Here is a 20538-nt window from a genome sequence, read left to right on the forward strand (position 1 = left end):
CTTGGCCGACGCACGATGGATACGATCAGGACACTCAACGAAGCCCGCCAGCAGATCCAGCAGTCGATCTTCGATCTGTTCAAGGGGCTGTCATTCAGCGAGCGGCTCGCACAAGGCGCGCTGATGGCGCTGCAGGCCGTCTGCGGCGCGTGCGTCGCGTATGCGATCGGCCGCGCGATGCATACCGAGCAGGCCGTGTGGGCGGCGATCACCGCGATCGCCGTCACGCAGCACAACTACTCGGACACGATGTCGCTGTCGCGCGACCAGTTCATCGGCGCGATGGTCGGCGGCGTACTCGGTTTCGCCGGCGCGGCGCTGGGCGGCGATCGCCTCGTCGCGTATGCGCTCACGGTCGCGGTCGTGATCGTCTGCTGCTGGTGCCTGAACGTCGGCAGCGCGGCGCGGCTCGGCGGCGTGACCGCGACGATCGTGCTGCTGTTCCCGGGCAACGGACCGCTGTGGGACGTTCCGCTGATCCGGCTCGGCGAAGTGACGCTCGGCACGGTATGCGCGCTGGGCGTGTGCTGGCTGATGTCGAGAATCGAACGGCGCTGGTTCCGCCGCGCGGCGGCAAAGTGACGCGCTAATCCGGCGGCCCGGCGCGCATCGCGGCATCGCGATCCATGCCGGGCCGCGGGCTAGGTCAGTCGCCGATTCGCAGCACGATGCCGGAACCGATCTGCACCAGCAGGTGATCCCCGCCGACGCCGACCCATTGATAGCCGCGCGGCGGCGGACTCAGGTGATAGCCGCGCCAGTCGTCGATCACGTATTGGCGGTCGCGGAACTCGGGAGGAAGCCGGTCACCCTTGTGCCACTCGCGGCGCGGCTGGTCGGCCCAGCGCGGCGGTACGTCTTCAACGCGGCCGGGCCCTTTGCGCATGTCGTGCTTGCCGTGACCATACGCATGGCCATTGCCATGCCCATGCCCGTGGTCGTCCTGTTGCGCGCTGGATAACGTCGGCGCCGCCAACGCGGCGGCCACGAACACAACGGCAAGAATCGGGTGCCTTGTTACCATCATCCACCTCCCGTCGAACCGCCGGCGCCGGGATGACGCCGGCCGCACACAAGGCTAGCACACCTCGCGGGGCCCGCCGGTTGCGCGGCGCCACGCACGAGGCAGCGGGTATACTCTCGCTCACCTTCGATCCGTACGATTTTTCATGGCTGAACCTACGCTCGGCGTCGCCATCATCGCCCACAACGCGGCCCGCCGGCTCGCGCAGTGCCTCGACGCGCTCGCCTTTGCGGACGACATCGTGGTCGTCGACGGCGGCAGCACCGACGACACCGTCGAGATCGCCCGCGCACACGGCGCCCGGGTGATCGTCGCCGCCGACTGGCCGGGCTTCGGCCCGCAGAAGAATCGCGCGCTCGCAGCGCTGTCGACGGACTGGGTGCTGTCGATCGACACCGACGAAGTCGTGTCGGACGAGCTCGCCGCATCGATCCGTGCGGCGTTGCGCGCCCCGCAGGCCGATGTGTACGCCATCGACCGGTTGTCGGCGTTTTGCGGCAGCTGGGTGCATCACAGCGGCTGGTATCCGGACTGGATCCCGCGCCTGTTCCGGCGGGACACCGCCCGCTTCTCGGACGCCCTCGTCCACGAGCGGCTGGTGTTCGACGGCCGCGTCGCGCGGCTCGACGGGAAGCTGCACCACTACTCGTACGACGACATCGACGCGGTGCTGCGCAAGCTCGACGCGTATTCGAGCGCCGGTGCGCGGCAACGCCGCGCGGCCGGCGAGCGGGCGACGGTCGGCAAGGCCATCCGGCGGGGGGTGTGGGCGTTCGTGCGGACCTACGTGCTGCGTCGCGGGTTCCTCGACGGGCGGGCCGGATTCATGATCGCGGTGTTCAATGCGGAGACGGTGTACTACCGCTTCCTGAAGCTCGCGCACGACGGCGCGGCTGAACCCGCATCGCGCCGCTAGGCAGCGGCCGAAAGGTGCGCCGATGGCGCACCGGTTATACGCCGCCGCGCGGCAAGGCCGACACGTCGATGATCGACTCGCGCGGCGCCTCCACCACCGGACGGCCTTCGACGAGCGCCGCCGCGGCGGCAATCACGCGCTGCGCGGAAAGCTCCGTCAGGCAGCGGCTCCAGCTTTCCAGATGACGGTCGCAGCCTTCGAGTTTGCAAGGCACGCAGTCACCGTCACCCTGCATCAGGTAAACGTTGCCGCGCTGCGCCGAACCGCGCAGCGCCCACGGCTCGTCGTGAGCGGGCCAGTGGGCGGGCCACGGCCCCCAGCGCACCGGGTTGGACGGCCCGAACAGCGCGAGCGTCGGCGTCCCGCACGCGGCGGCGACGTGCGTCGCGCCGGTGTCCGGCCCGACGAACAGCCGTGCGCGGCGAATCAGTTCGGCGGTCTCGCCGAACGTCAGGCGCCCGACGAAATTCGCGACCGACTCGCCCGCGGCAGCCACGATCCGCTGCGCATAGTCGACCTCCGCCGCGCCTGGCCCACCGCTCAGCGCGACGTCGAAGCCGCTTGCGCGGGCCCAGCGGATCAGTTCGACCCAGCCGTCCTCGCGCCACTGCTTGTAACGGAACATCGGGGATGGGTGCAGCACGATGTGCGCTCGAGTACGCGACAGCGCGGCCGGCCCATACAGCAGTGCGTCGAATTGCGCGACGCGCGCCGGATCGGTGCCGATGCCGGGCGCGACCACTTCAGCGCAAGGCGTCACGCCGAGCACTTCTGCAATCGCGAGACTGCTCGTCACCGTATGGACATCGCCGTGGCGATTGAGCGCAATGCCGTCCAGCATGAAACGCGTCAGCCGCGTGATCCGCTCCGGATCGACGAGCCCGACGCGCCGACGCCCACCGAACCACGTATAGAAACGGGCACGATCGGAGCTGATCGCCGCGCATGCGAGATCGTAGCGCCGCCACAGCCTGGCCGCGTCGGCGAACCGCTCGCGCGGCTTCGCGCGCTGCGCGACGACGATCACCCGGCGAATGTCGGGATTGTGCTCGAGCACGCCCTCGGTGCCGCGAAACACGACCATGTCGATCTGCGCGTCAGGCCAGCGCCGCTTCAGGGAGCGGACCAGCGGCGTCGCCAGCAGCACGTCGCCGATCCTGCGGGTGCAGGTGACGAGAATGCTGCGCGGCGGCGTATCGAACGTAAGGGAAGCGGTCACGGCGGGTATCGACTGACGGAAGCGGGCCATTTTAGCGAAATCGCGCGGCGCGAACCATGCTGCCGGCTCAGCGCGCCGCCGCGAGCAGGTCGGCGGCGAGCGCAGCGAAACGCCGGTTCGCCGCCGGCACGTCGAACGTCGCGATCCGTGCCGCGGCACAAGGCGCGAGCGCCGCGCGCACGTCCGCGTCGGTCACGAGGCGTTCCAGCGCCGCCGACATCGCATCGACATCGCCGACCGGCACGAGCAGGCCTGCGCGGCCGTCGTCGAGCATGTCGCGCGGGCCGGTCGGGCAGTCGGCCGCGAGCACCGGCGTGCCGAGCGCCATCGCTTCGCCGAGCACCATGCCGAACCCTTCGTAGCGGCTGCTCAGCACGAGCGCTTCGGCGGCGCGAACGTACGGAAACGGATTCGCGCAATAGCCCATGAAATGCACGGCATCGCGAATCCGCAGTTCGTCCGCAAGCTGCTCGAGTGCTGCGCGATCCGGCCCGTCGCCAAGCAGGACGAGATCTACCGCGTCCGGCCGGCGAGCACGCCATTGCGCATACGCGCGCAGCAGTGTCCGGTGATCCTTCTGCCCTTCGTCGAGCCGCGCGACCGACACGACGAACCGTTCGGCCGGCCACTCGACCGACGCCGTTGCTTGCTGCCGGATCGCCGCGATGTCGATCACGTTCGGGAGTTCGACGACCCGCACGCCGGAGCCGGCGAACATCTTCTCGGCTTCGTGCTGCATCGCAGGCGTCAATACCGCGATCGCCGCGTAGCGCGCGTACTGGCGCGTGCGCCGCGCCATGTACGCGTCGCCTTTTTTGCCGAAGCGTGCGACGAAGCTGTAGTGGCTGACGCCCAACCACGGCGCGGTACCGCGGCCGGCAATCCGCCGCAGCGAGAAATCGTAATCGCAGACGAGGTCGTAGCCGGAGGCGACCTGCAGGAAGCGTCGCGCGACCAGCCGGCGAATCGCCGCATGGGTCGTCAGCTTGTGCAGCAGCTTTTCGCCGAAGCGCAACCGGCGGCGGCGCTCGAGCTGGTGCAACGCATGCGACCAGCGCGCCGTCGCGAGCACGTGAACCGGCACGTCGGCCGGAATCGCGCCGCTGCGGCGCAGCGCATCGAGATCGTCGGTCGGGAAGGCAACCGACAACGCGGGAGCAAACTGGCGGCGATCCAGCGCGTTCAGCCACGCGACCAGCGCGGTTTCGGTACCGCCCCGCCCGAAGTCGTCGATATGGAACAGCAATCGCACGGGCTTGCCGTTCGCGATCGACGGGCCGGCTTCCGCGCGGCTCGCGACGGCGTTCACGATCCGCTCCCCGGCTGCGCGCGACGCACGCGTGCGCGTCGCTCGCCATGCCCGAGCACCAGCCCGGCAAATGCCCAGAATGCCAGGATCGTCGTCTGCCACATGAAATCGTCCACCAGGTTCTTCGTGACCATCCCGACCACGAGCGCGATGCCGCCCGCCGCAATCCACGGATCAGCCTTCCGCAGTCGCCAGAACGCGAATGCGAGCGCCGCCAGCAACAGTGCCTGCATTGCCAGGCCGATGCGCCCGGTCTGTAGCCACGTATTCAGGAAAAGATTGTGCGCGTGCGTCAGCGCCTGCGGCTCGAGTGCCAGCAATTCGGGCGGCATCTCGCTGCGGTAGGCCATTCCCGGCACCGGTTTGCCGAAACCGATACCCAGCCATTTGTGACGGCTACCTTGCTCGTCATAGAACCGCCACAGCTTGGGCCGCGTGTCCGACGACAGCGTGTCGCCGACTGCCGTCATGCCGGGCGGCACATACAGACGCACGCCGGCGATCGAGACGTCGCGCGATGCGGCCAGCGGCGGCGGTGAATCGTGATAGCGCAGCCGCGCGCTCATTTCGAGCGTGCCGATCGCACCGGCGCCGACGACGACCACTGCCAGCCCCGCCAGCAGCAGATGATGCCGGTACAGCGGATAAAGGCCGATCAGCAACACCACCGCGGCAGCAGGCCAGAAGAAGCGGTTGAGGCTGGCAAGCCCGACCATCCCGCACAGCACGAGTCCCGACACGCCGAACCAGCGCCAGCCGCGCCTGGGCACGAAGAACGCACAGAACAACGCCATGGCGAACGCAACGAGCGTACTCGTATGCCCCACCCGCGCATAGAACCGCAACGGGAACGTTTCGGGTGTCGGCGGCTGCAGCTTGCCCCAGTAGATCACGCTGACCGCGGCGAGCAACGCGCACGCGAGCCAGACGGTCAGCGTGACGCGTTCGGGCCGCTCGACCCGCGTGCCGAACAGCCAGAAGCCCCAGAACGACAGCAGCGGATACACGACCTCGTCGAGCCACGCATGCCGGCTGACGTCCGGGAACACCGACCAGCGGGTGGCCGCGAAACTCCACGCCGCCCAGCCGACGATCGGGACGAACAACGGCCACCGGAACACCGCCGGCCGGTCGCGCCCGCACGCGGCGCCGATCAGCGCAATCCCGACCAGCACCATGCTGCAATTCACGAACGCCGCCATGTGCCCGAACATGATCGCGAACATCAGAACGGGGCAGCCAATCCACAGAAGACGCTCCATACGCGCCGCAATAGCCGTCATCGAACTTGCACCAGAACGTGTTTCAGTGCGCCACGTACCGCGTCCACCGACAGCCCGCTCATGCAGCCCGCGGAGCCGTCGTGCCACGCGACGCATGTCGTGGCGTCGCGATCGCATCGCCTGACCCATTGGACGTGACGCCGGAAAATATACGGTTGATCGCGGCATGGCATGTCCGCGATCGTTACGGCGACGAACGGAACGTCGCGCCAGTAACGTCCGGCACCGTGAACCAGCGCGCTGCCGGGCCCGAACAGCGCGACGGTCGGTACGCCGATGAGGCGCGCGAGATGCGCGACGCCCGTGTCGGGACAGACAACTGCCCGAGCGCCTGCATAGAGATGCCAAAGATCGGCGAGACCGAGTTTCCCGGCAAAGTTCGGCTGCCCGGCGTGCGGCCCGATCTGCTCGATCAGGTCGGCTTCGCTCTTGCCGCCGCTCCACACCACCCGATAGCCACCCGCCTCCATGTCGGCCGCCAGCGCTCGCCAGCGCTCGATCGGCCAGCGCTTGACCATCGTGCTGGCACCCGGATGCAGCACCACGTAGGGCCGCTCCCGAAGCGCCGCTGGCAACGCGACGCTCGGCGGCGGCGCCGGCCAGTCGCCCGGCCGGTATGCGCGCGGAGGGCTGCCGTCGACCAGGTCCGCGATCAGGTCGCCCCACGCGGCCGGCGCATCGGGATACGGACGGCGTTCGTCGACCGGCCAGTTCTTCCACGCCGGGGCATCGCCGTCGTGCGCGACGATCCAGCGACAGCCGGCCGCGAGCGCCAGCCAGCTGTGACGGTTATCCGCCGCGACGAGGCCGAGATCGTACGGCCCCGACGCCAGCAAGCGGCGCACCGACACGGGATCACGCGGATCGAAAGCCAACGCCTGGACGCCAAACGGCTCGCCCGCATACAACGGTGCGATCGCCTTCGGACACGCGAGCGCGATGCGCGCGTGCGGATATTGTTCGCGCAGCTTCGCCAGCAACGGTGTCAGCAACAGCGTATCGCCGAGCAGGAGATGGTGCGCGACGAAAATGCTCGCCGGTTGCCGAGGCTTGCGCCGCAGCGGCTTGAACAGCAATCTCGGCAGAGCCCGCGCGAAGATGTGGATACGTCCGGGGAAGCGGCTCATCGTTAACAGCGGGCTGTCTCGATGGCAAAATTCGCGACGCGGATCGGCCCGATGAACAGCCGAGTCGCCACACGAATCACCATGATCATTGTGAATTGAATAAGTATTTGCACGGAGCAAATCGCGCCGATCAACCGGCACGAATCACCGGAGCGGAATAGCCAGCCGCACCACCCAAACAGGCCGCCAGAGTATACCATCGCCCCCTCGCGCGCCCGAACCGGAAGCCGTCTGACAGATTGCCCCTTACAGGGACGGACCGCTACGCCGGCGCCCACGCCTCGCGGGCCAGCGCGAGCAACTGCTCGACATGATGGCGCACGCCCGGGTCGTAGCCTACCGCGTCGCGCGCGACGGCAGCCCGGTCGCCGGCTCGCACGCGCTGTGCGGCCGTCGCCAGCACGGCGCGCAGCGCCTCGACATCGTCGGCTGCGAACGTCAGCTTCGCATGGTCCGCAATGACGTCATGGCAGCCGAGCGTGGGCGGCAAGATCACGGGCGTCCCGCACATCACTGACTCGATGCCGACCAGCCCGAACGGCTCGTATTTCGATGCAAGGATCGTGTAATCCGCCGCGCGGTATCCGTCCTCGATGTCCTTCACGTAGCCGATGTAGCGCAGTTGCGCCGAGGTCCGCTCGGGCGGGCGGCCGGCCACCGCGACGACGATCGACGCGTCCGTCCCCTGCAGCGCGGCCTCGATCAGCGGCAAGCCCTTGCGCACGTGGCTGCTCGACGGAAACAGCAGCACGACGTCGCGCTCGCCGAAACCGAAGCGGCGCCGCAACGCGGTGCGCTCGTCGTCGCCGACAGGCGTGAAGCGCTGCGCATCGACGGGGGGATACAGCATGCGGATCCTGGCGTCGTCGACGCCGTACAGCGTGCGCAGTTCGTCGCGCATCATCTGCGAATGCGCGACCACATAGCGCGCATTCGCGTACTGCCGGCTCTCGAGCGCAATCTGGCGCCGGTCGAAATAGCCCGGTGCGCGGCCGATCGCGCGCAAGAACCCTCGATGTGTGCCGCCGCAAATCGCGATCTCCGAGCAGGCGACCCGATTACAGCCGATCAGCACATCCACGTCGGCCGCGCGGCGTGCACCGCGGAGCCGCCACGAGAACCATTCGTCGCGCAACTTGCCAGGCAGGAACGAGACGTTGATCCGATGCGGCTCGACGAGCCGCGCCTCCGGAATCGACGCGTCGACGGAACGCGCGAAGAACGCGGGCGTCACGCCCGCCTCCGCCATTCCCCGCGCGATATCGATCGCGTAGCGCTCGAGGCCGCCCCCGTGCTTCAGCGCATTGGCCGACAGGCCGATCTTCATCTCCGCACGCGCGACACGGGCCCGCACGACGCTCACCCGGCCTCCTGCTGGAACTGAATCCGATGCAGATGGGCATACAGGCCGCCGGATGCGAGCAGCGCCGCGTGGCTGCCGCTCTCGACGATTCTGCCGCCGTCCATCACGAGAATCCGGTCTGCACGCTCGATCGTCGACAGCCGGTGTGCGATCACCAGCGTCGTGCGGCCCTTCATCAGCGTCTCGAGCGCCGCCTGAACGTGACGCTCGGATTCCGAATCGAGCGCCGACGTCGCTTCGTCGAGAATCAGGATCGGCGCATCCTTGTAGATCGCGCGCGCAATCGCGAGACGCTGGCGCTGGCCGCCCGACAGGCGCATGCCGTTGTCGCCGACGAGCGTGTCGAGCCCGTCGGGCATCGCCTCGACCGTACTGAGCAGATTCGCGGCGCGCAGCGCCGCCGTCACGCGTTCGCGGTCGGGGGTTTGGCCGTACGCGACGTTGCTCGCGATCGTGTCGTTGAACAGCACGACATCCTGACTCACCATCGCAATCTGGTCACGCAGGTCACGTAGCCGATACTCGGGTAACGCGACGCCGTCGACGAGAATCTCTCCGGACGTCGGATCGAAAAAGCGCGGCATCAGGTTGACAAGCGTCGTCTTGCCGCTGCCTGACGGCCCCGCGAGCGCGATCATCTCGCCAGGCGCCACGTCGAACGACACGCGGTCGAGCGTTGGCTTGCCGGTGCCGGCGTGATACGCAAACGACACGTCGTTGAAACGAATCCGGCCGGTGGCCCGCTCGAGCGGCTTGCCGCCGCCTTCGGGCTCACGCGGCTCGTCGATCAGGCCGAAGATCAGCTCGGCCGCCGTCATCCCGCGCTGCAGCGGCTGGTTCACGTCCATCAGGTGCTTGAGCGGCGAAATGATGAGCAGCATCGCGGTGACGAACGCGACAAAGCCACCGACCGTCGTCTGGTCGTTCGCGGACTGCACGACGGCAATCGTCAGCACGACGGCCAGCGCGATCGACGCGAGAAACTGCGTGAGCGGCTGCGCAAGCCCACCCGACACGATCATCCGCATCGAATAGCCGCGCAGACGCCGGCTCAATTCGTTGAAGCGGCTGATTTCGTACTGCTCGCCGTTGTGGATCTTGACGACCTTGTAGCCGCCGACGGTCTCCTCGACGATGTACGCGAGCTGGTTCGTCAGCATCTGGTGCTCGCGGTTCAACCGGCGCAAACGCCGGTTGATCTTGCCGACGAGCCAGCCGATACACGGCAGCAACACGGCGACGATCAGTGTCAGTCGCCAGTTCAAATAGAACAGATAACCCAGCAGAAAGACCACCGTCAACGAATCGCGCACGAGCGTAATCAACACGCCCAGCAATACGTTCAGGACCTGGTTGACCTCGAAGACGACCGCATTGATCACCGTACTCGCGGTCTCGCGCTGGAAAAACGACACGCCGGTGTGAATCATCCGGTTGAACATCTCGATCCGCAGGTCGAGCAGGATCCGGTTCGAGACATACTGAAGCAGATAGTTGGACGCGTACTGCGCGGCGGCACGCACCAGCGCGAGACCGACGACCGCGATCGGCACGTAGAGCTTCGCGGTCACGTCGCCCTTCGTGCCGAAGCCGCGGTCGAGCAGCGGCTTGAGCAACGCCGGAATCCCGGCTTCCGTTGCCGCGACGACGGCCATCGCGAGAACGCCCGCCACCATCACCCACAGGAGCGGCTTCAGGTACGGCCAAAGGCGGCGCGCGACGACCACGGGCGACGATGCGTCTTCCCCGCCTATGGGTTTGCTAAGAGTAGGCTTGACGCTCAAGGTGCCCTCAAGGAATTTGAATCGAAAATCATTCAGTAGACGATTTCGGCGGAACTACCGTCGAACGCCGCGCGCAGCTCTGCCAGCAGCACGTCGCTCGGTTTCACGCGCCAGGCATCGCCCAGACGCATTTCGCCTTGCGCGCGCGCGTTGCTGTAGTGGATCTGCACCGCGAGCCCGTTCGGCAGCGGCGCCTGCGGGCGCCGACCGCCATCGCGCCCGCCGCCGCGCGGCGCGGGCGCTTCGATCACGTTCGCGGCGGCCGGATCGTCCTTCGACACGTGCGGCTCGAGCACACGGCGCAGCGCGAGCGCGTCGGCGTTGCCGTTCATCGTCAGCCGCACGGCCTGCGCGTAGCGGCTGCGCGCGCGTTCGAGATCCATCACGGTATCGGCCGTGAAGCGAATGCCGCCGGTGAACGCGTCGTTGCGCGCCTGCCCCTGCACGATCAGCAGCTCGTCTTCCTTGAACAGCGCCTTGTTCGCCTCGAACTGTTCGTTGAAGATCGTGATCTCGCACTGGCCCGTGCCGTCGTCGAGCAGCGCGATCAGCATCTTGCCGCGCTGCGTCATCTGCGTGCGCAGCGACGCGATGATGCCGGCGACGAGCTTGTCGCGCCCTTCCTTCAGGTCACCGACCTTCTGCCGCACGAACCGCCGCACTTCGTCGCGATACGCATCGAACAGGTGGCCGGACAGATAGAAACCGAGCGCGGCCTTTTCTTCCTGCAGGCGGCGCTTGTCGTCCCACGCGGGTTCATCGACGAGCGCATGCGCGTGCGGCGACTCGGCGCCCATGTCGAACAGGCCGGCCTGCATCGCGTTCGCTTCGGCCTGGTCGGCCGCTTCCATCGCGAGCGGCACCGACGCGATCAGTTGCGCACGGTTCGGATTCAGCGAATCGAACGCGCCGGCGCGGATCAGCGCCTCGACCGTGCGGCGGTTGACGACGCGCCGGTCGATCCGTTCGCAGAAGTCGAACAGGTCGGTGAACGCCTTTTCCTCGCGGGCGCGCAGGATTTCCTCGATCGCGTTCTGGCCGCTGCCCTTCACCGCGCCGAGGCCGTAGCGGATCGTGCGCGAGCGCTTGCCGTCGGCTTCCGCGACCGGCTCGAACCGGTAATGCGACTGGTTGATGTCCGGCGGCAGCACGGCGAGGTTGTTCACGACGCAGTCGTCGAACAGGATCTTCACCTTGTCGGTGTCGTCCATCGCGAGCGTCATGTTGGCCGCCATGAATTCGGCCGGATGGTGCGCCTTCAGCCACGCGGTGTAATACGCGAGTAGCGCATACGCGGCCGCGTGCGACTTGTTGAAGCCGTAGCCCGCGAACTTCTCCATCAAGTCGAAGATCTCGTCGGACTTCTCGCGCGTGAGGCCGTTCTTCGCGGCCCCCTCGGCGAAGATCTCGCGGTGCTTGACCATCTCCTCGGGCTTCTTCTTGCCCATCGCGCGACGCAGCAAGTCCGCGCCGCCGAGCGAGTAGCCGCCGATGATCTGCGCCATCTGCATCACCTGCTCCTGATAGACCATGATGCCGTAGGTCTCTTTCAGGACGGGTTCGACGCGCGGATCCGGGTATTCGACCTTCTCGCGGCCGTGCTTCCGCGCGCAGAAGCTCGGGATCAGGTCCATCGGGCCCGGCCGGTACAACGACACGAGCGCGATGATGTCCTCGAAGCGGTCGGGCTGCGCATCCTTCAGCATGCCCTGCATCCCGCGGCTTTCCAGCTGGAACACCGCGACCGTGTTGGCCTTCTTCAGGATCTGGAACGACGCCGGATCGTCGAGCGGCACCTGCGCGAGCGACCAGTCTGCCTTCGACGGATCGAGACGGCGGATGTAGCGCTCGGCCCAGTCGAGGATCGTCAGCGTCGTGAGACCCAGAAAGTCGAACTTCACGAGGCCGACGGCTTCGACGTCGTCCTTGTCGTACTGGCTGACCACGCCGCCGTCGTCGCCCTGCGTGTACAGCGGGCAGAAATCGGTCAGCTTGCCGGGCGCGATCAGCACGCCGCCCGCGTGCATCCCGACGTTACGCGTGAGGCCCTCGACGCGCTGTGCGAGATCGAGCAGCTGGTGGACTTCGTCCTCGTGGTCGTAGCGCTCCTGCAGCTGCGGTTCTTCCTTCATCGCGTCGGCAATCGTCACGTGCTTGCCGGGCTTGAACGGAATCAGCTTCGCGACGCCGTCGGTAAACATGTAGCCGAGGTCGAGCACGCGGCCGATGTCGCGCACGGCCGCCTTCGCGGCCATCGTGCCGAACGTGGCGATCTGCGAGACGGCGTCCGCGCCGTATTTCTCCTTCACGTACTGGATCACGCGATCGCGGCCGTGCTGGCAGAAGTCGATGTCGAAGTCGGGCATCGACACGCGTTCCGGATTCAGGAAGCGCTCGAACAGCAGGTTGTAGCGCAGCGGATCGAGGTCGGTAATGCCGAGCGCGTACGCGACCAGCGAACCGGCGCCCGAGCCGCGGCCCGGGCCGACCGGCACGCCGTTGTTCTTCGCCCAGTTGATGAAGTCCGCGACGATCAGGAAGTAGCCGGGGAAGCCCATCTTCGTGATGGTCCCGCACTCGAATTCGAGGCGCTTGTAGTACGTGTCGCGCTGCGCGTCGCGCTCGGCTTCGACCGGATACAACTGCGCGAGGCGGGTTTCGAGCCCCTCCTTCGACAGCTGGACCAGGTAGTCGTCGAGCGACATGCCGTCCGGCGTCGGGAACAGCGGCAGTTTCGGCTTGCCGAGCTCGAGCTTCAGGTTGCAGCGCTTCGCGATCTCGACCGTATTGGCAATCGCCGACGGCAGGTCGGCGAACAGCGCGGCCATGTCGTCCTGCGTGCGGAAATACTGGTCGGTCGTGAAACGCTTCTGGCGCCGCGGGTTCGCGAGGATGTCGCCTTCCGAGATGCACACGCGCGCCTCGTGCGCGGTGAAATCGTCGTCGGTCATGAACTGCGTCGGGTGCGTCGCGACGACCGGCAGCTTCAGCGACGCGGCGAGCGTCGCCGCCTGCTGGATGTACGCCTCGGCGCCCGGCTGGCCGTAACGCTGCAGCTCGATGTAGAAGCCGCCCGGGAACACCCTCGCCCAGCGCTCGGCGTGACGGCGCGCGGCTTCTTCGTTGCCCGCGGCCAGCGCAAGCCCGATATCGCCCTGTTGCGCGCCCGACAGCGCGAGCAGCCCCTGCGCGAGCTCGCCGTCGAGCCAGCTCGCGTCGAGTTCCGCGCGGCCGCGATACTGGTTCGTGAGCCACGCCTTCGACAGCAGCTCGCAGAGATTCAGGTAACCGACCTTGTCCTTGACCAGCAGCAGCAGCCGCGACGGCTTGTCGCGGTCGTCCGGATTGGCAATCCAGACGTCGCAGCCGGCGATCGGCTTGATGCCCTTGCCGCGGGCTTCCTGGTAGAAACGGACGAGGCCGAATGCGTTGCCGAGATCGGTGAGCGCGAGCGCGCCCTGACCGTCCGCGGCCGCCGCCTTGACGATGTCGTCAATGCGCACGATGCCGTCGGCAATCGAGAATTCGGAGTGAACGCGAAGATGGACGAAGCGAGGATCTGACATGGGCGCTATTGTAGCCGCCCCGCCGCGCGGGCTGCCCAAAAAATGCCCGCTTTGGCCGTTCGGCCGATGCACGCGGCGACGCGTCGCGCGGTTGGCCGATCGGCCAGGTACCGACGCCCGCGCCGTTTGCGGGATAATACGGTTTTTCGAATCAGCGCCCCGGCTTCGCACCCTTTTTTGCGGGCCGCCGGGCAGCCGTTTTCCCGTCGGACCATCATGACCATCGTCAACCTCGCCGCCTACCACTTCGTATCGCTCGACGCGAACGAGCAATGGCGCCCGCTCGTCACCGCCCGCTGCAACGAACTCGGCCTGCGCGGCACGATCCTGCTCGCGCCGGAAGGCATCAACCTGTTCATCGCCGGCACGCGCGAAGCCACCGACGCATTCATCGCGTACATCCGCCACGATCCGCTGTTCGAAGGCAAGTTCGCGACGCTGCAGTTCAAGGAAAGCCTGTCCGACTCGCAGCCGTTTCGCCGCATGCTCGTGCGCCTGAAGCGCGAGATCATCACGATGAAGAAGCCCGCGATCAAGCCGGAACTCGGCCGCGCGCCGTTCGTCGACGCGCGCACGCTGAAGTCGTGGCTCGATCGCGGCCACGACGATACCGGCCGCCCGGTCGTGATGCTCGACACGCGCAACGCGTTCGAGGTCGACGTCGGCACGTTCGACAACGCGCTCGACTACCGGATCGACAAGTTCAGCGAATTCCCGGAAGTGATCGACGCGAACCGCGCCGACCTCGAAGGCAAGACGGTCGTGTCGTTCTGCACCGGCGGCATCCGCTGCGAGAAGGCCGCGATCCACATGAAGGAAATCGGCATCGACAACGTGTACCAGCTCGAAGGCGGGATCCTGAAATACTTCGAGGAAGTCGGCGGCGCGCATTATCACGGCGACTGCTTCGTGTTCGACTACCGCACCGCGCTGAACCCGCAGCTCCAGCCGACCGAGAACGTCACGTGCTTCGCGTGCCGCGCGGTCGTCACGCCGGAAGCGCAACGATCGCCGAGCTACGTGGCCGGCAAGTCGTGCCCGGCCTGCGCGCAGGCAGCCAGCGCCGCGTAACGGCGCGTCGCACCGCGACCCGCGATGAATCCCGGCTATCGCGGCCGCTTCGCGCCGTCGCCCACCGGCCCGCTGCACTTCGGCTCGCTGGTCGGCGCGCTCGCAAGCTGGCTCGACGCCCGCGCGCACGGCGGCACATGGCTCGTCCGCATCGAGGATCTCGACGGCCCGCGCACGGTCCCCGGTGCGGCCGACGACATCCTCGCGACCCTCGCGCATTTCGGCATGACGCCCGACGAACCGCCCGTCTGGCAGAGTACGCGCGATGCGGCCTACACGGCCGCGCTCGAGCGGCTCGTCGCGGCGGGGCTCGTCTATCCGTGCGGCTGCACGCGCAAGGAAATCGCCGATTCGCTGCGCGCCGCCCATGAACGCCATACGACGCTCGCGTATCCGGGTACCTGCCGCACCGGCCTGCACGGCAAGCCCGCGCGCGCATGGCGGCTGCGCGTGCCGGACGGCGACGATGCGGTCGTCACGTTCGACGATCGCTGGCAGCACGCGCAATCGCAGAACCTCGCGACCGAAGTCGGCGATTTCGTGCTGAAACGCGCGGACGGCCAATGGGCGTATCAGCTCGCGGTCGTCGTCGACGATGCCGATGCCGGCATCACGCACGTCGTGCGCGGCGCCGACCTGCTCGATTCGACCGCGCGCCAGATCTACCTGCAGCGCTGCCTCGGCGTGCCGACTCCCGCGTACCTGCACGTGCCGGTCGTCGTCGATGCCAACGGCGAAAAGCTCAGCAAGCAGACGGGCGCGACGGCACTCGAACGCGACGATCCGCTGCCGGCGCTGCGGGCCGCGGCCGCGCATCTCGGTCTGGCGGACGATGGCGATCGGCCGGTCCATACGATCGACGCGTTCTACGCGGCCGCGACCGATGCATGGGCGCGTCGCTTCGGGCCGCGTGCCGGTTGAATCGCTTGCACGACGCCGGCCCATGCCGACGACGCGCCTGTCTCGGTCAGTGCCGAATCCAGCCGCATGAAAGCAAGGCGAAAGCCACGTCCGCCGACGACTCGGCATCGAAAGCTCCTCCCCCACGCGGCAAGCAATAGCTCGCACGCGCCCCGCCCCGATCGCCTCGCCCAATGAAAAACGGGCACATGCTCGTCACATGTACCCGCTTGTCCGGCAGCGCTCACGCGCCGCCCCAACCACTCGGCCGGCCTTATGCCGACGGCTTGCGCGGCATCCCGAAGCCGCCGAGCAGCGCGGCGACCTGGCGCTTCGGCCCTTTCTTCTCGGGCTGCTGCGCGGGCTGCGCGTCGTCCGGCTGCTTCGCCGACGCCGACGGCTCGTACGGCTTCAGGAAGAAATCGTCGACCGGCGTTTCGTGGCGGCGATGATGGCCACCGCGCTCGGCGCTGCCCGACGACCGGCGGCCCGAGGCACCGCGATGCTCGTCGCGATCGCGCCGGCCGCCCCGTTCGCCACCGCGCTCACCGCCACGCTCGCCGCCGCGCTCGTCGTGACGATGGCGCGCCGGCTTGTCGAGCTTGAGCGTCTGCATTTCGAGCGGACGCTTGATCAGCTTCTCGATATCGGCGAGCTGCTTGCGCTCGTTCGGGCTGCACAGCGACAGCGCGTCGCCCGTCGCACCCGCGCGGCCGGTACGGCCGATCCGGTGCACGTAGTCTTCCGCGCTGAACGGCAGGTCGAAGTTGATCACGGCCGGCAGCTCGGCGATGTCGAGACCGCGCGCGGCCACGTCGGTCGCGACCAGCGCCTCGATCTCGCCGCGCTTGAACGCGTCGAGCGCCTGCATCCGCTCGATCTGCGTCTTGTCGCCGTGGATCGCCGATGCGACCACGCCGTCGCGCTCGAGATTGCGCGCGAGGCGGCTCGCACCGATCTTGCTGTTGCAGAACACGATCACCTGCTTGAGGCCGCGATCGCGCAGCAACTGCACGACGGCCGCCTGCTTGTCGCCTTCGGCGACGTCGTAGACGATCTGCGTGACGTTCGCGTTCGTCGAGTTGCTGCGCGCGACCTCGATCGTCTGCGGGTTGCGCAGGTAGGTCGACGCGAGCTTCTTGATTTCGCCCGAGAAGGTGGCCGAGAACAACAGCGTCTGACGCTCCTTCGGCAGCAGGTTCAGGATGCGCTGCAGATCGGGCAGGAAGCCCATGTCGAGCATCCGGTCGGCTTCGTCGAGCACGAGGATCTGCACCTGGCCGAGGTTCGCCGTCTTCTGCTGCACGTGGTCGAGCAGGCGGCCCGGCGTCGCGATCAGGATCTCGACGCCGCGGCGCAGTTCGGCCGATTGCGGGTTCATGTCGACGCCGCCGAACACCACCGCGCTGCGCAGCGGCGTGTGCTTCGCATACGCGTGCACGTTCGCGGCGACCTGGTCGGCGAGTTCGCGGGTCGGCGTGAGGATCAGCGCACGCACCGGGTGGCGCGCCGGTGACGCGCTCGTGTTGGCCTGCGGCAGCAGACGCTGGATGATCGGCAGCGAGAAGCTCGCGGTCTTGCCGGTGCCCGTTTGCGCGGCGCCCATGACGTCGCGGCCGGCGAGCACGACCGGAATGGCCTGCGCCTGGATCGGCGTCGGCGTCGTATAGCCCTGCTCCGCAATGGCTTTCAGGATATCGGCGGCAAGGCCGAATTGATCGAAGGTTGCGTCGACGGGCTTGGCGACAGAATCGGACATGGTGGCGTTTCGCTCAAAAGGCGCGGCGGGGACATCGTGCGTCAGGCCAGCCGGGCCTGCGCTCATCACAATTCGGAAATAGACGGAGCCGCGGCGCGCCGCGCGGCGCCGCTCTGGCGCTTGGGACCGGTTCAATGCGAACGCTGGACGCCAGGCCGTGCGGACTCCGTTCGGCGCGAATGCCGGCGGAAAGGGCCGTATTGTAGCACCGTGCGGGCATCTGTCCGTGACAAGCCGCGAACGGCCGTGGCGGCGGTTCGCGCGGCGGGGCCGCCCAGGCCCGCCCAAGGCCCGCGCGGGCGAACGGCTGGCCGATCGGGTTATCCGACTCGGCCGGCACACGATATTAGGGGTTCGATCTCTAAGCGTCGTATCGACAGGTGCGCCGCCAGCCCGACAGCCGGTCAACACGGGTGGCGAATACGCTCCGCGATCGTGCCCGCCGGTCAGCCCTTCTTCTTTTTCTTCTCGACCTGCACGCAGTCGCCCAGCAGCGGCGGCGACTTCGGGTCGGCGATCTCGTCGCGCAGCGTCGCTTCCTTGCCCTTCGTCCACCACGTATAGCGGCCTGCCTGATAGCGCGCGCCGGACGCCGACACCGTATCGACGAACAGCATCTGCTTGCCGTCGACCGGCACGAGCGCGAAGCTCTGGCCGTTGCCCGCGAGCCAGTACGACACGCGCACCGGCTGCTTGTGGTTCGCGCACTGGTAGACGGTTTGCTGGCGCGCGTCGGCGTCGATCTCTTCGACGGTCAGTTGCGCGGCATGCGCGACGGAAACGGCGGTGCCGGCGAGCGCAAGCGCAGCGAAGGTTTGGCGAATCATGCAGGTCCTCTCACGAGACGGGTGGAAACGCGCCCTCGCGGGGCGCGCGGTTATTGTTTATCGGGGTGGCGGGTTAGCACGCCGGTTGCCGGAATCAGGGATCGATCACGTCCGCGCACGCATCGGTCGGCGCGGCGGCGACATGGCCGACGAGCGGCACGATCTTGAGCCCGGCCGACGCCACGCGGCACGGCGCGGCCGCAAGGCCGCAGCCCGCGAGACTCGCGACGAGCGCCAGCGCGACGCCCAGCTTTCCGATACGCAACCATCTCGACGCCATCGTCCTCTCCTCGTTCCGTCAGCGCGCCGACACGGGCCGGACGGCCGCGGCCGCGCGCTTCGCGCGTTCGCGGGCTTCGTCGACGGTCGCGCCGGTCGCCAGCGCGACGCCCATGCGTCGCTTCGCAAAACTTTCCGGCTTGCCGAACAGGCGCAGGTCCGCGCCCGGCACCGCGAGCGCGTCGCGCACGCCTTCGAACGCGATCCCGCGCTCGTCGAGCCCGCCGTAGATCACCGCCGACGCAGCCGGCGTGCCGAGCGCCGGATCCACCGGCAGCCCGAGAATCGCCCGCGCGTGCAGCTCGAATTCCGACTGGCGCTGCGAGGCGAGCGTGACGAGGCCCGTATCGTGCGGCCGCGGGCTCACCTCGGAGAACCAGACGTCGTCGCCGCGCACGAACAGCTCGACGCCGAACATCCCGCGCCCGCCGAGCGCCTCGGTCACCTTGTGCGCGATCTCGCGCGACTTCGCGAGCGCTGCCGCGCGCATCGGCTGCGGCTGCCACGATTCGACATAGTCGCCCGCCACCTGCACGTGGCCGACCGGCTCGCAGAAGTAGGTACGCGTGTCGAGCGTCGCGGGGTCGATCGCGCGCACGGTCAGCTGCGTGATCTCGTAGTCGAAATCGACGAAGCCCTCGACGATCACGCGGCCGTGGTTCACGCGCCCGCCCGCCATCGCATGGTCCCACGCGGGTTTCACGTCGGCGTCGGTCTTCACGACCGACTGCCCCTTGCCCGACGACGACATCACGGGCTTCACGACGCACGGCATGCCGATCTTCGCGACGGCCGCGCTGAAGGCTTCGAACGAATCGGCGAACGCATACGGCGACGTCGGCAGGCCGAGTTCCTCGGCCGCGAGCCGGCGGATCCCTTCGCGATTCATCGTGAGCTGCGTCGCGCGCGCGGTCGGGATCACCTCGGCGAGGCCGGCCGCCTCGATCGCCGCGAGCGCGTCGGTGGCGATCGCCTCGATCTCGGGCACGATCAAATGCGGGCGCTCGGCCTCGACGATCGCCCGCAGCGCGGCCGGGTCCGTCATGTCGATCACGTGCGCGCGATGGGCGACCTGGTGGCCCGGCGCATCCTGATAACGATCGACCGCGACGACTTCGACGCCGAGGCGCTGCAACGCGATGATGACTTCCTTGCCGAGTTCGCCGGCGCCGAGCAGCATGACGCGCGTGGCCGAGGGTGAAAGCGGCGTACCGAGCCGCTGACCGATCTGCATGTGATTTCCCGCTGGTTCTGTTGGAGGACGAAAACGGCTTCGATGTTAACACGGGCATCCGGGCCGGTTTGGGCGGTTTGGTCGCGCCCACGCCGCGCCGCGCGATCCCGTGGGCGGGCTGCGAACGTTTTCACGCGCGAAGTGTCGGCTCGCCTGCCGCGGGGCGGGTGCGTTACTCTTACGCCTTGATCAGAATCCGAAGAGGAACGAGGCTCATGTCCCACCTGTCCGCGGCCGCACGCGCACGCACCGGCCTGCTTCGCCCTTTGCGCGCGCCGCTTTGCGCGCTGACGCTTGCCACGCTTCTCGCCGCCTGCGCGATGCCGACCCATCCCGATTCCGCCGCCCCCGCGCCCGACCCGTACAACCCGGCCGCCGTCCAGCTGCTCGACGACACCAGTTGGGAGCTCACCAGCTGGGTGAACGCCGACGGCACGCCACGCGCGATCCCGCACGGCGACAACGGCGAACCGATCAAGCTCGCGCTGTCGACCGATTCGGGCATCCGGCGCGCGAGCGGGTTCTCCGGCTGCAACCGCTACATGGGCACCTACGCGATCAAGAACGGCGTGCTGAGCTTCGGCCCGCTCGCCGGCACGCGGATGGCCTGCCCAAACACGCTCGGCGGCCAGCTCGAAGCCGCCTACCTCGATGCGCTCGCCCACGTCGAGAAGACCGGCGTGCAGATGCGTGCGCCCCAGCAATTGCAGATCGTGACCCAGGCCGGCGCAACGCTGACGTTCACGCACCGGAGCCCCTGATGTACGGCGCGCGCGAAGGCCGACCGACCGCCTTCGCGTGGCGCGCCACGCGCACGCGCCAGCCGCGTGCGTCGCGCAGCGTGAATCGGAATCACGCCGCGTTAGAGTCTTGTTCG

At 68.0% G+C, this 20538-nt stretch carries 17 protein-coding genes; 5 read left to right on the forward strand and 12 right to left on the reverse strand.

Going from position 1 to position 20538, the window contains the following annotated elements; all coding sequences use genetic code 11:
- Positions 1-15 precede the first annotated feature (15 nt).
- Entirely contained in the window at positions 16-582 is a 567-nt protein-coding gene (locus KU887_RS12380; protein ID WP_258250081.1) for an aromatic acid exporter family protein, read from the forward strand.
- 64 nt (positions 583-646) lie between these two features.
- Here KU887_RS12380 and KU887_RS12385 read toward each other — a convergent pair whose 3' ends face one another.
- On the reverse strand, positions 647-1024 hold the full coding sequence (locus KU887_RS12385; protein WP_046337625.1) for an RcnB family protein: 378 nt from the start codon (positions 1022-1024) through the stop codon (positions 647-649).
- Between the two features lie 145 nt (positions 1025-1169).
- Here KU887_RS12385 and KU887_RS12390 point away from each other — a divergent pair, with 145 nt between their 5' ends.
- Complete coding sequence (locus KU887_RS12390) at positions 1170-1940, forward strand: glycosyltransferase family 2 protein (protein ID WP_258250082.1); 771 nt, start codon at positions 1170-1172, stop codon at positions 1938-1940.
- Between the two features lie 34 nt (positions 1941-1974).
- On the opposite strand, the gene KU887_RS12395 is transcribed toward KU887_RS12390, so the two are convergent.
- From KU887_RS12395 to dnaE, 7 genes are all read right to left on the reverse strand, one after another.
- Positions 1975-3189, reverse strand: coding sequence for a glycosyltransferase family 9 protein (locus KU887_RS12395; RefSeq protein WP_212247794.1), 1215 nt, complete (start codon positions 3187-3189; stop codon positions 1975-1977).
- A 37-nt stretch (positions 3190-3226) separates the two neighbouring features.
- Positions 3227-4468: a glycosyltransferase gene (locus tag KU887_RS12400; protein ID WP_006497042.1), complete on the reverse strand. Its 1242-nt coding sequence runs from the start codon at positions 4466-4468 to the stop codon at positions 3227-3229.
- Positions 4465-5694 carry an O-antigen ligase gene (locus KU887_RS12405; RefSeq protein WP_006497044.1) on the reverse strand — a complete coding sequence of 410 codons (1230 nt, stop codon included), beginning with the start codon at positions 5692-5694 and terminating at the stop codon, positions 4465-4467. Before KU887_RS12405 ends, KU887_RS12400 begins: the two co-directional genes overlap by 4 nt.
- Before the next feature lie 53 nt (positions 5695-5747).
- Entirely contained in the window at positions 5748-6878 is a 1131-nt protein-coding gene (locus KU887_RS12410; RefSeq protein WP_077056577.1) for a glycosyltransferase family 9 protein, read from the reverse strand.
- Between the two features lie 262 nt (positions 6879-7140).
- Positions 7141-8205, reverse strand: a complete 1065-nt coding sequence (locus KU887_RS12415) for a glycosyltransferase family 4 protein (RefSeq protein WP_043205626.1) — start codon at positions 8203-8205, stop codon at positions 7141-7143.
- A 32-nt stretch (positions 8206-8237) separates the two neighbouring features.
- Positions 8238-10025 (reverse strand): lipid A export permease/ATP-binding protein MsbA, encoded by a 1788-nt coding sequence (gene msbA, locus KU887_RS12420; RefSeq protein WP_034201493.1) that lies wholly within the window; start codon positions 10023-10025, stop codon positions 8238-8240.
- 32 nt (positions 10026-10057) lie between these two features.
- Entirely contained in the window at positions 10058-13591 is a 3534-nt protein-coding gene (gene dnaE, locus KU887_RS12425; protein ID WP_006489624.1) for a DNA polymerase III subunit alpha, read from the reverse strand.
- A 216-nt stretch (positions 13592-13807) separates the two neighbouring features.
- Here dnaE and KU887_RS12430 point away from each other — a divergent pair, with 216 nt between their 5' ends.
- Positions 13808-14662, forward strand: a complete 855-nt coding sequence (locus KU887_RS12430; protein ID WP_006489627.1) for a sulfurtransferase — start codon at positions 13808-13810, stop codon at positions 14660-14662.
- A 24-nt stretch (positions 14663-14686) separates the two neighbouring features.
- Complete coding sequence (gene gluQRS / locus KU887_RS12435) at positions 14687-15583, forward strand: tRNA glutamyl-Q(34) synthetase GluQRS (protein ID WP_034201492.1); 897 nt, start codon at positions 14687-14689, stop codon at positions 15581-15583.
- 253 nt (positions 15584-15836) lie between these two features.
- On the opposite strand, the gene KU887_RS12440 is transcribed toward gluQRS, so the two are convergent.
- From KU887_RS12440 to purT, 4 genes are all read right to left on the reverse strand, one after another.
- Positions 15837-17387: a DEAD/DEAH box helicase gene (locus KU887_RS12440; protein WP_043205573.1), complete on the reverse strand. Its 1551-nt coding sequence runs from the start codon at positions 17385-17387 to the stop codon at positions 15837-15839.
- A gap of 380 nt (positions 17388-17767) precedes the next feature.
- Complete coding sequence (locus KU887_RS12445; protein ID WP_006497051.1) at positions 17768-18148, reverse strand: MliC family protein; 381 nt, start codon at positions 18146-18148, stop codon at positions 17768-17770.
- A 94-nt stretch (positions 18149-18242) separates the two neighbouring features.
- Entirely contained in the window at positions 18243-18428 is a 186-nt protein-coding gene (locus KU887_RS12450; protein ID WP_006489604.1) for a DUF6726 family protein, read from the reverse strand.
- An 18-nt stretch (positions 18429-18446) separates the two neighbouring features.
- On the reverse strand, positions 18447-19661 hold the full coding sequence (gene purT, locus KU887_RS12455) for a formate-dependent phosphoribosylglycinamide formyltransferase (protein WP_034201491.1): 1215 nt from the start codon (positions 19659-19661) through the stop codon (positions 18447-18449).
- A gap of 215 nt (positions 19662-19876) precedes the next feature.
- Here purT and KU887_RS12460 point away from each other — a divergent pair, with 215 nt between their 5' ends.
- Positions 19877-20422 carry an META domain-containing protein gene (locus tag KU887_RS12460; RefSeq protein WP_006489608.1) on the forward strand — a complete coding sequence of 182 codons (546 nt, stop codon included), beginning with the start codon at positions 19877-19879 and terminating at the stop codon, positions 20420-20422.
- Positions 20423-20538 lie beyond the last annotated feature (116 nt).

The sequence above is a fragment of the Burkholderia sp. EMB26 genome (assembly GCF_024730645.1).
In the GTDB taxonomy this organism is placed as follows: domain Bacteria; phylum Pseudomonadota; class Gammaproteobacteria; order Burkholderiales; family Burkholderiaceae; genus Burkholderia; species Burkholderia cenocepacia.

Excerpts from the sequence above, each read along its gene's own strand:
- gluQRS (WP_034201492.1), top strand. The coding sequence starts at position 14,687 with ATGAATCCCGGCTATCGCGGCCGCTTCGCGCCGTCGCCCACCGGCCCG.
- KU887_RS12405 (WP_006497044.1), bottom strand. The coding sequence starts at position 5,694 with ATGTTCGCGATCATGTTCGGGCACATGGCGGCGTTCGTGAATTGCAGC.
- KU887_RS12430 (WP_006489627.1), top strand. The coding sequence starts at position 13,808 with ATGACCATCGTCAACCTCGCCGCCTACCACTTCGTATCGCTCGACGCG.
- KU887_RS12415 (WP_043205626.1), bottom strand. The coding sequence starts at position 8,205 with ATGAAGATCGGCCTGTCGGCCAATGCGCTGAAGCACGGGGGCGGCCTC.
- KU887_RS12450 (WP_006489604.1), bottom strand. The coding sequence starts at position 18,428 with ATGGCGTCGAGATGGTTGCGTATCGGAAAGCTGGGCGTCGCGCTGGCG.
- KU887_RS12390 (WP_258250082.1), top strand. The coding sequence starts at position 1,170 with ATGGCTGAACCTACGCTCGGCGTCGCCATCATCGCCCACAACGCGGCC.
- KU887_RS12385 (WP_046337625.1), bottom strand. The coding sequence starts at position 1,024 with ATGGTAACAAGGCACCCGATTCTTGCCGTTGTGTTCGTGGCCGCCGCG.
- KU887_RS12395 (WP_212247794.1), bottom strand. The coding sequence starts at position 3,189 with ATGGCCCGCTTCCGTCAGTCGATACCCGCCGTGACCGCTTCCCTTACG.
- purT (WP_034201491.1), bottom strand. The coding sequence starts at position 19,661 with ATGCAGATCGGTCAGCGGCTCGGTACGCCGCTTTCACCCTCGGCCACG.
- dnaE (WP_006489624.1), bottom strand. The coding sequence starts at position 13,591 with ATGTCAGATCCTCGCTTCGTCCATCTTCGCGTTCACTCCGAATTCTCG.
- KU887_RS12460 (WP_006489608.1), top strand. The coding sequence starts at position 19,877 with ATGTCCCACCTGTCCGCGGCCGCACGCGCACGCACCGGCCTGCTTCGC.
- KU887_RS12445 (WP_006497051.1), bottom strand. The coding sequence starts at position 18,148 with ATGATTCGCCAAACCTTCGCTGCGCTTGCGCTCGCCGGCACCGCCGTT.
- KU887_RS12440 (WP_043205573.1), bottom strand. The coding sequence starts at position 17,387 with ATGAGCGCAGGCCCGGCTGGCCTGACGCACGATGTCCCCGCCGCGCCT.
- KU887_RS12380 (WP_258250081.1), top strand. The coding sequence starts at position 16 with ATGGATACGATCAGGACACTCAACGAAGCCCGCCAGCAGATCCAGCAG.
- KU887_RS12410 (WP_077056577.1), bottom strand. The coding sequence starts at position 6,878 with ATGAGCCGCTTCCCCGGACGTATCCACATCTTCGCGCGGGCTCTGCCG.